This window comes from Streptomyces sp. NPDC053076 (assembly GCF_044546845.1).
In the GTDB taxonomy this organism is placed as follows: Bacteria; Actinomycetota; Actinomycetes; order Streptomycetales; family Streptomycetaceae; genus Streptomyces.
In genome coordinates this window covers 1-12,715 of the sequence record NZ_JBITZL010000005.1, presented here as the reverse complement: position 1 = coordinate 12,715, position 12,715 = coordinate 1, and the positions used below count along the sequence as shown (strand labels likewise).

Below are 12,715 nucleotides of genomic sequence, written 5' to 3'. Positions count from 1 at the left end.
CGACGACGGTGACACCCGGCCCGCCCGCCGCTTCGGCGGGGCGGGTGTGCGGCAACGGGCCTGTGCGTGCGGGTGGTTCACCACCGTGGCTCGGCGGCCGCGTAACCCGCCGGGGCCGCGGCCGGAGCCGGTCCCGGGCTGCCGCGCCGGACCTCGTGGCCGGGGAACCCGGCGCGCCCGAGCACCCAGCTCGCGCCGTTCAGCGCCTTGGCCGCCTTCTTGAGCGGAGCGAGCTGGGCGGCGGCCTGGTGATGGTCGCTCACACTGCCCGGACCACAGACGACGGTCGCCACAGACAGCGTGACCGGCCGGCCGCCCGCCGCCCAGGAAGCGTCGAGCACCGCGGCCACCAGCGGATGGAGCGCCTCCTCGTCGGCCAGCACCAGGAAGTCGTCCCCGCCGATGTGCCCCACGCGCGCGTGCCCCGCGACCGCCTGCTGGAGCGCGCCGCCCACGGCGCGGATCAGCTCGTCGCCCGCGGCGAACCCGGCTCCGTCGTTGATCTGCTTGAAATGGTCGATGTCCAGCCAGCTGAGCGCGAACGCCCGCCCGTCGGAGATCCGTCGGTCCACCTCGCTCACGATCGCGTCGGAACCGGGCAGCCGGGTCAGCGGGTTGAGCCCGGCCGCCTCCTCGACCCGGCTCTCGGCCAGCGCCCGCACCAGATCGGCCAGCCGTACGACCCCCACGCACCGGCCGTGTTCGTCGACCACCGCGACGTCGTCGGAGGTCCGGTCCCGGCCGCCTACCGCCACCACGTCCAGCACCTGCCAGGCCGTCGCGTCGACACCGACCGTGCGGGGCGCGTCGCCGAGCTTGAAGGCCGGCCGGTCGGCGTACAGGGCGTGCCCGTAGCGGCCGGACATCGACAGCAGGAAGCGCGAACGGTGCACCGACCGGACGGGCCGGCCGGCCGGATCCACCAGCAACACCCCGGAGACCTCCGGAGAACCGGTCAGCAGGGCCCGCACCTGCCCGGCGGAAGCGGTCAGCGGCAGGACGGCCGCGGGCCGCACGAACTCCCGCACCGACGGTCCGGAGCGGGACACGGTCACGGCAGCGGGAGCGAGGGACGGAACGTATACGTCCGCCGCGGGAATCCGGGCCGGCGGCGCGAACAGCTCGCCCTGGGCCAGCTGCGCACCGGCCGCCAGGGCCGCCGCGCACTGGAGCTCGGTCTCCACGCCCTCCACCGCGACCAGAGCGCCCAGTTCCTCGCACAACGTCCGCATGGCCCGCACGGCGGCCGGCCGCGCCAGCAGCGAGGCGTCGAGCTTGACCAGGTCGGGGGAGAGGTCGGTGAGCAGCCTGAGCGGTACGTCACCGTCCCCGATGCCGTCCGCGCTGATCCGGAAGCCCTGCTCGCGCAGCACGGCCACCGCCTCCAGCAGGGCCCGCTGCGGCACGTGCGTGTAGGGCGGGACGATGTCGAGGGTCACCTCCCAGGGCAGGCGCCCGGCCGCGCGGACGGCGTCGTGCAGCGGTGTGAGGCCGCCGAGGTCGGCGAGGGTGGCCGCGAACACGTTCAGATGGAGCGGCAGCAGCGTCTCCTTGCGTGCCGCCGCACGCAGGGCCAACACGGTCAGCGTGCCGTCGAGCTCCGGATCCCGGCGGGCCTCGGCCAGGACGTCGCCGGTTTCCGGGCGGGCGAGTGTCTCCAGTGCGGCGACCGCGCCCGTCCTCAGGTTGACCACCGGCTGGAAGGCGAAGCGGAGAGTATCCGTCCAGGAGTGCACGGGAGCATGATGGCGCTGCCCGTCCACGCCCAGGCCCAGTTCATAAGACGTTCACGCAGGATTCCGGGGTGGTCACACAGCGTGGACGACTCCACGGCTCCCGCTTCCCCTGCACGGCTTCCGCTTCCCCCGCACAGCTTCCGCTTCCCCGCACGGCTCCCGTCCGGCTTCGCTCACCGTACGGCGACCACCGAGGACCCGTGCCCGAACAGCCCCTGGTTGGCGGTGATGCCCACCCGTGCCCCGGCCACCTGGCGGTCGCCCGCCGCACCTCTCAGCTGCCAGGTCAGCTCGCAGACCTGGGCGATGGCCTGGGCCGGCACGGCCTCCCCGAAGGAGGCGAGTCCACCGCTGGTGTTCACGGGTGTCCGGCCGCCCATGGCGGTCGCGCCCTCCCGGAGCAGCTTCACGGCCTCGCCCTCGCCGCACAGTCCGAGGTCCTCGTACCACTGCAACTCCAGTGCCGTGGACAGGTCGTACACCTCGGCCAGGGACAGGTCCCCGGGGCCGACGCCCGCCTCTTCGTAGGCGGCCCGGGCGATGGACGACCGGAAGGTCTCAGCCGGGGGCGACACCGAGGCCGCACAGTCCGTGGCGATGTCCGGCAGGTCCAGCACCGTGTTCGGGAAGCGGGGGGTCACCGTCGACACCGCCCTGATCCGCACCGGCCGGGCGACACCGTGCCGGTGCGCGAAGTCCAGGCTGGACAGCACCAGGGCGGCCCCGCCGTCGGAGGTGGCGCAGATGTCCAGCAGCCGCAGGGGGTCGGCGACCACCGCGGAGGCGGCCACCTCCTCGGCGGTGACCCGTTTGCGGTAGCGGGCGTGCGGATTAAGCGCCCCGAGGGCCGCGTTCTTCACCTTGACCAGCGCGAAGTCCTCCGGTGTGTCCCCGTGCACCGCCATCCGCCGCCGCGCGTACAGCCCGAAGTACGCCGGATTCGTCGCGCCGAGCAGGCGGAAGCGCAGCCGGTCCGGATCGTCGGGACGCTCTCCGCCCGCGGGCCGGAAGAACCCCTTGGGGGCGGCGTCCGCGCCCACCACCAGGACGACGTCCGCGAGGCCGGCGAGAATCTGCGCCCGCGCCGCGGAGATGGCCTGGGCCCCCGACGCGCACGCCGCGTACACACTGGTCACGCTCGCTCCCTGCCAGCCCAGGGCCTTGGCGAAGGTCGCTCCCGCGACGTACCCGGGATATCCGCCGCGCACCGTGTCGGCGCCCACGACGGAGCCGATGTCCCGCCACTGGAGGCCCGCGTCCGCGAGAGCCGCGCGGGCCGCCGCCGTCCCGTACTCCACGAAGCTGCGGCCCCACTTGCCCCATGGATGCATGCCCGCACCGAGCACCGCCACGTCAACCGTCATGCCGCCACCCCCGTCGGCTGCCAGTGCCAGATGGTCCAGGTCGTCTCCGTGTCCTCGTGGAGCACACCGGGGACGACCTCCACCTCCATGCCCACCGTCAGATCGGCGACGGTGATCCCGGGAGCCGCCTGACCCAGCACCACGATCCGTTCGGCCTCCAGCTCCACCGCGATCAACGTGTACGGCACCCACGGAAGTTCCGGATCGCTCACATAGGGTGACGGCGGGCGGTAACGGCTGTCGGTGTACGACCATATACGCCCCCTTTGTGACAGCCGGACCTCCTCCAGGGAGCCGCCCGCGCAGTGCGGGTTGCGGCAGTGGACGTCCTCGCGCGGGAAGAAGACCGAGGCACAGGCCGTGCAGCGGGTGCCCAGGAGGCGGAAGCCGTCACCCTCACCGGTGAACCAGTCGGTGACCGCGGGCTTGCGTGTGTGCGGCAAGGGCCCTCCCCATAAGGTGATCTGACGATGCGTCAGAAGTGTGCCACGGGCAACCGTGAAGGGGCAGGCGGATTCTGTGAACCGAACGGCCCCGGGCGGCGTCGTGGTACACGAGGGGTGGCCGGGACCGACGGGGGTGATTCCGGCCACCCCTTCCCTTTTCCCCTTTCGCCCGTTCCTGGCGTGTCACGGCCCCCCTTCGCCCGTTCCTGGCGTGTCACGGCCGGAACACGCCCCTCCCCTGATCGGATACAGTCCGCGCGTGTCCGAAACTCAGCACCCAACTGTCAACTCCACGCCGAACTCATACTGTTCGAGCTGCGGAGCGCCCTATGGAGAGGGCATTTCCGGCTGGCCGCGCACCTGCCCCTCCTGCGGGACCGTCGCCTACCGCAACCCGCTGCCCGTCGCGGTCGCGCTCCAGCCCGTGTACGACACCAAGGGCACGGCCCTGGTCGTCATCACCCGGACCATCGCCCCCGCGCGCGGAGGCATGGCCCTGCCCGGTGGCTACATCGACGACCGCGAGGACTGGAAACAGGCCGTCGTACGCGAACTCAGGGAAGAGACCGGTATCGACGCAGCCGCCCGCGACGTGCGGCTCGTGGACGCCATGAGCTCACCCGACGGGCACCTGCTGCTGTTCGGACTGCTGCCCGAACGTCCGGCCGACGGACTGCCGCCCTCCGGTCCCACGGACGAGACGGAGGGCCGGCACCTGCTGCGCAGGCCCGAGGAACTCGCCTTCCCGCTGCACACGCTGGCCGCCAAGGCATGGTTCGAGGGCCGCTACGTGTGAGCCGGACGGCTCAGTCGAGCCCCCGCACACGCACCGGGTAGGGCGGCTCCGTCACGCCGCCCTCCCGATCCCGGGTGACCACCACCCGGCCGCCCTGCCGACGGGCCACGTAGCGTTCGATCTCCGGTTCGTCCCACCCGTCGCCCGCGTCCGGCACGACCAGGCCGCCCCCGGTCCGTCCGCGCGCGGGCGCCCACACCTCCAGCTCCAGCCCGCCGTCGTCGCCCCGCACGGGCAGCACCGCTCCCGCGCGCGCGAACACCGGTATCCGCGACAGCGGCGCGTCGACGAGAACCCGCGCCGGCCCCTCGTAGACCTCCTCCGTCACCGTGTCGTACCAGTGGCCCCGCGGCATCTGCACCGCCCGCCGGCCGGCACCGGGGTCCAGGACCGGAGCCACCAGCAGGCTGTCGCCCAGCAAGAACGTGTCCTCGCAGTCGCGCAGGGCCCGGTCCTCCGACGCCCCCCACCACAGCGGCCGCACATAGGGCGCGCCGGTCCGCCGGGCCAGATGTGACAGCGTCACGAAGTACGGCAAGAGCCGCCGGCGTTCGAGCAGCACCACGCGCGCGTGCTCCAGCACCTCGGCACCGAACTCCCAGGGCTCCCTGCGCCCCGCTCGCAGACCCGCGTGCGTGCGGAACAGCGGCAGATAGGCGCCCAGCTGCAACCACCGCAGATACAGTTCCGGTGACGGACTGCCGTCGAAACCGCCCACGTCCGGACCCGAGTACGGCACCCCGCACAGGCCGAGCCCCAGCACCAGCGACAGCGACGCCCGCAGCCCCGGCCATCCCGTCGCCACGTCGCCCGACCAGGTACCCCCGTAGCGCTGCATCCCGGCCCAGCCCGAGCGGGAGAACACGAAGGGCCGCTCCCGGGGCGCCAGTTCGCGCAGACCCTCGCAGGCCGCCTGAGCCATGCACAGCGCATACACGTTGTGCGCCTCCCGGTGGTCGCCGCCGCGCCCCTCGAGGGCGTGCCGGGCCGAGCGCGGCAGCGTCGGCTCACCGAAGGCGCTGAACGACGTCGGCTCGTTCATGTCGTGCCAGAACCCCGCGAAACCCTGCCCCAGCCGCTCCTCGTAGAGCCCGCCCCACCACGCGCGCACGCGCGCGTCCGTGAAGTCCGGGAAGACCGACTCCCCGGCCCACCCGACACCCCGCACCGTACGGCCCCACGCGTCCCGCACGAACGCGTCCACGGCCGAACCGCTCTCGAACACCGTGTTGCCCGGTGCCGCCCGCACCGCCGGACCGACGATCGACACCAGCCGGATCCCGTCCTGGCGCAGTTCCTCCGCCAGCACCGGCAGCTTGGGGAAACGCTCCTGGCCGACGGTGAACACCTGGTGGTCGTCGTAGTGGTCGATGTCGAGGTGCACGGCATCCAGCGGCAGGCCGCGCTCCTGGTAGCCCGCGACGATCCGGCGCACCTCCTGCTCGCTGCCGAAGCCCCACCGCGCGTGATGGTGCCCCAGCGCCCACGCGGGTGGCAGCGCCGGCGCCCCGGTCAGTGAGGCCCACGTGTGCAGCACGCGCGCGGGCGTCCCCACCATCACCCAGCAGCGCAGCGGACCGCCGTCCATGCGCGTCTCACAGCGCCCCGCCCGGTCGTGCCCGGACCCGGCACCCTCCTCACCCTCCCGCAGGACCACCGTGCCGTCCCACGTGGTGTCGTGGAACACCAGATGCGTGCCCGCGTCCGCCACCACCAGCTGCACCGGCATCGTCAGGTACAGCGGATCCTGACCAGGCCCGAACGCACGGCCGGGGTCGGTGTTCCACAGCCGGTACCCGCCGTCCCGCAGCCGGGGACCGCACGCGCGCCCGCCCAGGCCGAAGAACCGTGCGTCCGCCGCCACCTCCGACCGCTGCATCCACCGCGGCGCACCCCCACCCACCGGCTCCCACCAGCGCGGCGGCAGATCCCGCCGAAGCATCACCCCGCCCGGCGTGCGCACCTCAACGGCGCCGTGCCGCGACACGACGACCGTGACCCGCTCGGCCACCACCCGCCAGCCGCCGTCCTTGTCCGGCTCCAGCACCGCCCGCGGATCGGGCTCGGGACCGCTCCCCGCGAGTGCGTACGACGGCCGCGCACCCGCCCCGTCCCACCCCCAGAAGACCGCTCCGTTCACCGCCACGACGATGCGCAGCTCGGAGCGGTCGAAGCGGATCAGACCGCCGCCCGGACCCGGCTCCACGCCCTGCACCTGCCCCGGCACCCGGGCCCGCTCGGGCCCCCGGCGCGGCAACCCCGCCGCGTCGATACGCCTGCTGCGCCACGCCGCCCGTACGGTACGCAACCCCAGAGCCGCCCTTCCCGAACCGACCACACTCACCGAACGCACCAGGTCACGACCGTCCATGCTGCTCACCCTGCCACCGAGCGCCCTACGCGCGCGTGTCGTTCAACTGCCGTTCATCCGTGCCGCGACCACATCTTCATGACGTGGACTGTGTGGGGCGCACCCTGGTGCGGAAGTCGATCACATGGCATCGTCCCTGTCAGCCGCGTCACGCGCACACCCCAGCCCGTGCGCGGACCGACGCCCACGACGCGCACAGCCCGGGAGCCTCCCATGTCGACCGCGAACCCCCAGCCGCTCTGGCAGCCCGATCCCGAACAGGTCGCCCAGGCCCGCATCACCCAGTTCCAGGCGTGGGCCGCCGCACACCACGGCGCGCCGGCCGAGGGCGGCTACCCGGCCCTGCACCGGTGGTCCGTCGACCAGCTGGACACCTTCTGGAGAGCCCTCACCGAGTGGTTCGACGTACGGTTCTCGACGCCTTGCACGCGCGTGCTCGGCGACCGTGCCATGCCCGGCGCCCAGTGGTTCCCCGGCGCCACCCTCAACTACGCCGAGCACGCCCTGCGCGCCGCGACCGACCGCGCCGACCAGCCCGCCCTCCTGTACGTGGACGAGTCCCACGACCCGCGCCCGGTGACCTGGTCCGAGCTGCGCCGCCAGGTCGGCTCCCTCGCCGCCGAGCTCCGCGCACTCGGCGTACGCCCCGGCGACCGCGTCAGCGGCTACCTCCCCAACATCCCGCAGGCCGTCGTCGCCCTCCTCGCCGCGGCCGCCGTCGGCGCCGTCTGGACCTCCTGCGCCCCCGACTTCGGCGCCCGCAGCGTCCTCGACCGCTTCCAGCAGGTCGAACCCGTCGTCCTGTTCACCGTCGACGGCTACCGCTACGGCGGCAAGGAACACGACCGCCGCGAGACCGTCGCCGAGCTGCGCCGCGAGCTGCCCACCCTGCGCGCCGTCGTCCACATCCCGCTGCTGGGCAGCGAGGCCCCCGAAGGCGCCCTGGAATGGTCGGCACTGACGGCCGGGGACGCCGAGCCGGTCTACGAACAGGTCCCCTTCGACCACCCGCTGTGGGTCCTGTACTCCTCCGGCACGACCGGCCTGCCCAAGGCCATCGTCCAGTCGCAGGGCGGCATCCTGGTCGAACACCTCAAGCAGCTCGGCCTGCACTGCGACCTCGGGCCCGAGGACCGCTTCTTCTGGTACACCTCGACCGGCTGGATGATGTGGAACTTCCTCGTCTCCGGCCTGCTCACGGGCACCACGATCGTCCTCTACGACGGCAGCCCCGGCTACCCGGACACGGGCGCCCAGTGGCGCATCGCCGAGCGCACCGGAGCCACCCTCTACGGCACCTCGGCCGCCTACGTCATGGCCTGCCGCAAGGCCGGCGTCCACCCCGCCCGCGCATACGACCTGACCGCCGTGAAGTGCGTCGCCACAACCGGCTCCCCGCTGCCGCCCGACGGCTTCCGCTGGCTGCACGACGAGGTCCGCGACGACCTGTGGATCGCCTCCGTCAGCGGCGGCACCGACGTCTGCTCCTGCTTCGCCGGCGGCGTACCGACGCTGCCGGTGTACACCGGCGAACTCCAGGCACCCGGCCTCGGCACCGACCTGCGGTCCTGGGACCCCAGCGGCAAGCCCCTCATCGACGAGGTCGGCGAACTGGTCGTCGTCAACCCCATGCCGTCCATGCCGATCCACTTCTGGAACGACCCTGACGGCAGCCGCTACCACGCCAGCTACTTCGACACCTACCCCGGCGTCTGGCGCCACGGCGACTGGATCACCCTCACCTCACGCGGGACCGTGATCATCCACGGCCGCTCCGACTCCACCCTCAACCGGCAGGGTGTACGCATGGGCTCGGCCGACATCTACGAGGTCGTGGAGCGCCTGCCCGAGATCAAGGAATCCCTTGTCCTCGGCATCGAACAGCCCGACGGCGGCTACTGGATGCCTCTGTTCGTGCACCTCGCACCGGGAGCCGTCCTGGACGACAAGCTCCTGGACCGCGTGAAGCAGGCCATCCGCGCACAGCTCTCTCCACGCCACGTCCCCGACGAGATCATCGAAGTGCCCGGGATCCCGCACACCCTCACCGGCAAGCGCATCGAAGTCCCGGTCAAACGGCTCCTGCAGGGCACGCCCCTGGAGAACGCGGTCAACCCCGGCTCCATCGACAACCTCGCCCTGCTCGGCTTCTACGAGGAACTGGCCCGCAAGCGCGCCTGAAACCACCGGAAGGTCACCCTCCGCACACGGTCCCGGGCCCACGCCGCGCGGCAACGGCGTCCGGGACCGCCCCCGACAGGTCACTCCGCAAGGATCTGACCTGCGCAGACAAGCACTCATGCTCGATCCACGACCATCTGCGGACGGCCGTTGTCAGTGGCGCCGGTTACGGTGAGTGAGAATTGATCGACTGCGCATTGGGGGAAACATGGCGCACACCGACCACCAGACCATGCGACGCGTCCTGCGCCGCGAAATCGCCGGCACCATCGGCGTGCTCACCGACGACCACGACTTCCGCACCATGCGGCGCTACCGCAGCTTCACCTTCGACGACCACGAGACGTACCTCCAGCAACTGGAGACGGTTCTCCGGGCCCGCGCCGCACAGGGCACCCACACCACACTCGCCCTGTTCGACCCCGAGGACTACGCCGCGTACTGCGCGCACACCGGCGTCGACCCGGAAGCCCCGGCCAGCCGGAGCCGGTTCACCGCCGAACTCGCGGCCACCGGCCCCACCATTCCCTACGACGGCCGCCCGCTCGCCGCCCTCCTGCCCGCCCTCGTCGACGAAGCCCTGCGCCAGGCCACCTGGGAGTACGCCACCACCCTCCTGACCCGCCTGGGCCCCTGCCCGACCTGCGGCGAGGACATCGGCAAGGCAGCCTTCACCCGAGCCTCCAGCCTCCTGGCAGGCATCCTCGACACCGCACCACCCGGCGACCGGCACCTCGTGTGCACCGTCTCCGGACCACCGGACACCCTCATCTCCGTTCTGCACGGCGACCAGGAGCCCCACGGCGCCACGCGCCTGGACGAGGCCGAAGCCCTCGAGTTCACCAGCGTGCTCGCCCTCGGCCTCGCCACCCGCAGCCCCGGCGGACTCGTCATGCGCACCAGCGCCGCCGGCGCGGTCGACCGGGTCTACGGCTGGCGACTGCGCGGCGGCGCCCTCGAACCACTGACAGCGGCCGAGGTCTTCGACGCCTACTGCACCGACGCCGAATCCGGGGACCTCATCTCGCCCGAACCCGGCGTCGACTACGGCGAGCCGCCCGACCTCCCGGAGGCGGGGAGGGCACCGGACCACCGACACTGACGCCCCCACACGCCCCGAAACACACCAGGGGCGCCCCGCCGAAAGGCGGGACGCCCCTGAACCGACACACCGAAGGTGCCGGTACGGCTACTCGCCCGACAGCACCGCCTGAGCCGCGCCGCGCGCCTCCTCGGCGCTGTCCGCCGCACGCGCCGCCGCAGCCGCCCGCTCGCACTGCGCCAGCGTGTACTTCGCCAACGTGGCGCGGACGTACGGAATCGACGCCGAACCCATGGACAGGGAGGTGACACCCAGACCGGTCAGCACACACGCCAGCAGCGGATCGGACGCGGCCTCACCGCACACCCCGCAGCTCTTGCCCTCGGCCTTGGCCGCCTCGGCGGACAGCGCGACCAGGTCGAGCAGCGCGGGCTGCCACGGGTCCTGCAACCGCGACACCGCACCCACCTGCCGGTCCGCGGCGAACGTGTACTGCGCGAGGTCGTTGGTCCCCAGCGACAGGAACTCGACCTCCTGCAAGATCGAACGCGCCCGCAGCGCTGCCGACGGGATCTCGACCATCGCGCCGAACTTCGCCTCGAGCCCCGCCTCGCGGCAGGCGTCCGCGAACGCCTTCGCGTCCCTGCGGTCCGCCACCATGGGAGCCATCACCTCGAGGTAGACGGGCAGACCCTCGGCGGCCTTCGCCAGCGCCGTCAGCTGGGTGCGCAGCACCTCCGGGTGGTCGAGCAGCGTCCGCAGCCCGCGCACCCCCAGAGCAGGGTTCGGCTCGTCCGCCGGTGTCAGGAAGTCCAGCGGCTTGTCCGCGCCGGCGTCCAGCACCCGCACGACCACACGACCCTCGGGGAACGCCTCCAGCACCTGCCGGTAGGCCCCCACCTGCTTCTCCTCGGAAGGAGCGTTCTTGCTGTCGTCCAGGAACAGGAACTCCGTCCGGAACAGCCCGACGCCCTCGGCACCCGCCTCGACCGCCGCCGGTACGTCCGCCGGACCGCCCACGTTGGCCAGCAGCGGCATCTTGTGCCCGTCCGCCGTCACACCGGGCCCCGTCGCAGCGGCCAGCGCGGCCTTGCGCTGGGCAGCCGCGGCCTCCAGCTGCGCCTTCTTCTCCTCGCTCGGATTCACGAAGATGTCGCCCGTGCTGCCGTCCACGGCGATCAGCGTGCCCTCGGCCAGCTCACCGGCGCCCGGCAGCGCCACGACGGCCGGCACACCGAGCGCCCGCGCCAGGATGGCACTGTGGCTGGTCGGACCACCCTCCTCGGTGACGAAACCGAGGACCAGCGACGGGTCGAGCAGCGCCGTGTCGGCCGGAGCCAGATCCCGGGCCACGAGCACGTAGGGCTGGTCACTGTCCGGGACACCCGGCATCGGAACGCCCAGCAGCCGGGCGACAATACGATTCCGCACGTCATCGAGGTCGGCCACGCGCCCCGCGAGGTACTCCCCGGCACCGGCGAGCAGCTCCCGGTACGCGGCGAAGGCGTCGTACACGGCGCGCTCGGCGGTGCTGCCGACGGCGATCCGCCGGTCCACGTCGGCCATCAGCTCGGGATCCTGGGCCATCATGGCCTGCGCTTCCAGCACGGCCTGGGCCTCGCCCCCGGCCAGATTGCCGCGCGCCATCAGGTCGGCGGCCACAGCGTCCACGGCCTGGCGGGCGCGCCCCTGCTCACGCTCGGCGTCCTCGGTGGGGATCTGCTTGGCCGGCGGCTCCAGCACCGCCGTACCCATGTGCCGAACCTCGCCGATCGCCACGCCATGGCTCACGCCGACGCCTCGCAGCGTTGTCTCCATCTCACCCGTCTCCGATAGTGCGGCGGGTCCCGCCGCCGCGATGGTTGTCCTGTTCGCCGTCCTACGACGGCAGTGCCCTTGGTTCCAGAAGAAGACGCTGTCGCCTAGTTCCAGAAGAAGAGGCTGTCGCCGGTCTTCACGTCACCGCTGTCACAGAGGTCGGAGAGGGCCTCCGCGGTGGCTTCGAGCGCGACGATCGGGCATACCGGGGACTTGCCGGCGGCCTCGACGGCCACGGGGTTCCAGCGCACGATGGCCTGGCCGCGGGTCACGGTGTCCCCCTTGTTGACGAGCAGCTCGAAGCCCTCGCCGTTGAGCTGCACGGTGTCGATGCCGAGATGGGTGAGCACCCCGTGCCCGCTCTCGTCGACCACGACGAACGCGTGCGGGTGAAGGGAGACGATGACGCCGTCCACGGGCGACACCGCCTCGGAGGCCTCACGCACGGGGTCGATCGCGGTACCCGGGCCGACCATGGCCCCGGAGAAGACCGGATCCGGCACTGCGGCCAGTCCGATGGCCCGTCCGGCGAGCGGGGACGTCACGGTGGTCATGGGAAGCCTCCCAGGAGTGGAGCTGCAGGTAGGGCCGTCACTGCCTGTCCCTGACGGCACACTGAGCAGCAGGGTATGTCAAAGGAAGCGGCGGTTCCGTATGGAACCTACCAGCAAGTGGTCTAGACCACCAACCCTGTGGATTTGCACGGGCTCGGAGGCCGCGTGTACAGTCGTACTCCTGCTTGGGGCGGAGCGACGCGAAAGCGTCTCCGCTCGGCAGCACTCAAACTCGTCAGATCCTATCTCGGGATCACTTCTGCATGTCTGCAGGGAAGTGGTCAGGGAGACGGAAAAACCCTGATAGAGTTTGAAACACCGAAGGGAAGCCCGGAGGAAAGCCCGAGAGGGTGAGTACAAAGGAAGCGACCGTTCCTTGAGAACTCAACAGCGTGCCAAAAATCAAC

Annotated in this window: 9 protein-coding genes; 3 read left to right on the top strand and 6 right to left on the bottom strand. The window is 72.0% G+C overall.

Annotation, left to right across the window (positions count from 1 at the left end; translation table 11 throughout):
- Window positions 1-77: 77 nt before the first annotated feature.
- From ACIGYR_RS21150 to ACIGYR_RS21140, 3 genes are all read right to left on the bottom strand, one after another.
- Window positions 78-1,736, bottom strand: a complete 1,659-nt coding sequence (locus ACIGYR_RS21150) for an EAL domain-containing protein (protein WP_399600289.1) — start codon at window positions 1,734-1,736, stop codon at window positions 78-80.
- Between the two features lie 173 nt (window positions 1,737-1,909).
- Window positions 1,910-3,100 (bottom strand): lipid-transfer protein, encoded by a 1,191-nt coding sequence (locus ACIGYR_RS21145; protein WP_399600286.1) that lies wholly within the window; start codon window positions 3,098-3,100, stop codon window positions 1,910-1,912.
- Window positions 3,097-3,543, bottom strand: a complete 447-nt coding sequence (locus ACIGYR_RS21140) for a Zn-ribbon domain-containing OB-fold protein (protein WP_399600284.1) — start codon at window positions 3,541-3,543, stop codon at window positions 3,097-3,099. The genes ACIGYR_RS21145 and ACIGYR_RS21140 overlap by 4 nt, the downstream gene beginning before the upstream one ends.
- Before the next feature lie 262 nt (window positions 3,544-3,805).
- On the opposite strand from ACIGYR_RS21140, the gene ACIGYR_RS21135 reads away from it, so the two are divergent.
- Complete coding sequence (locus ACIGYR_RS21135) at window positions 3,806-4,342, top strand: NUDIX domain-containing protein (protein ID WP_391844896.1); 537 nt, start codon at window positions 3,806-3,808, stop codon at window positions 4,340-4,342.
- Between the two features lie 10 nt (window positions 4,343-4,352).
- Here the strand turns inward: ACIGYR_RS21135 and ACIGYR_RS21130 are convergent, their stop codons facing one another.
- Complete coding sequence (locus ACIGYR_RS21130; protein ID WP_399600281.1) at window positions 4,353-6,713, bottom strand: glycoside hydrolase family 31 protein; 2,361 nt, start codon at window positions 6,711-6,713, stop codon at window positions 4,353-4,355.
- A 213-nt stretch (window positions 6,714-6,926) separates the two neighbouring features.
- Between ACIGYR_RS21130 and ACIGYR_RS21125 the strand changes: the two genes are divergently transcribed.
- Together ACIGYR_RS21125 and ACIGYR_RS21120 are read left to right on the top strand one after the other, a co-directional pair.
- Window positions 6,927-8,894, top strand: a complete 1,968-nt coding sequence (locus ACIGYR_RS21125) for an acetoacetate--CoA ligase (RefSeq protein ID WP_399600279.1) — start codon at window positions 6,927-6,929, stop codon at window positions 8,892-8,894.
- 208 nt (window positions 8,895-9,102) lie between these two features.
- The gene (locus tag ACIGYR_RS21120; RefSeq protein ID WP_399600276.1) at window positions 9,103-9,996 is read left to right on the top strand and encodes a hypothetical protein; all 894 of its coding nucleotides are present in this window, start codon (window positions 9,103-9,105) and stop codon (window positions 9,994-9,996) included.
- A gap of 87 nt (window positions 9,997-10,083) precedes the next feature.
- Here ACIGYR_RS21120 and ptsP read toward each other — a convergent pair whose 3' ends face one another.
- Together ptsP and ACIGYR_RS21110 are read right to left on the bottom strand one after the other, a co-directional pair.
- Window positions 10,084-11,754, bottom strand: coding sequence for a phosphoenolpyruvate--protein phosphotransferase (gene ptsP / locus ACIGYR_RS21115; RefSeq protein ID WP_399600273.1), 1,671 nt, complete (start codon window positions 11,752-11,754; stop codon window positions 10,084-10,086).
- Between the two features lie 104 nt (window positions 11,755-11,858).
- Window positions 11,859-12,308 (bottom strand): PTS glucose transporter subunit IIA, encoded by a 450-nt coding sequence (locus ACIGYR_RS21110; RefSeq protein WP_399600271.1) that lies wholly within the window; start codon window positions 12,306-12,308, stop codon window positions 11,859-11,861.
- Between the last annotated feature and the right edge of the window lie 407 nt (window positions 12,309-12,715).

Bases quoted from the DNA above. Each gene is read 5' to 3' on its own strand.
- ACIGYR_RS21120 (WP_399600276.1), top strand. From the start codon at position 9,103: ATGGCGCACACCGACCACCAGACCATGCGACGCGTCCTGCGCCGCGAA.
- ptsP (WP_399600273.1), bottom strand. From the start codon at position 11,754: ATGGAGACAACGCTGCGAGGCGTCGGCGTGAGCCATGGCGTGGCGATC.
- ACIGYR_RS21110 (WP_399600271.1), bottom strand. From the start codon at position 12,308: ATGACCACCGTGACGTCCCCGCTCGCCGGACGGGCCATCGGACTGGCC.
- ACIGYR_RS21145 (WP_399600286.1), bottom strand. From the start codon at position 3,100: ATGACGGTTGACGTGGCGGTGCTCGGTGCGGGCATGCATCCATGGGGC.
- ACIGYR_RS21130 (WP_399600281.1), bottom strand. From the start codon at position 6,713: ATGGACGGTCGTGACCTGGTGCGTTCGGTGAGTGTGGTCGGTTCGGGA.
- ACIGYR_RS21125 (WP_399600279.1), top strand. From the start codon at position 6,927: ATGTCGACCGCGAACCCCCAGCCGCTCTGGCAGCCCGATCCCGAACAG.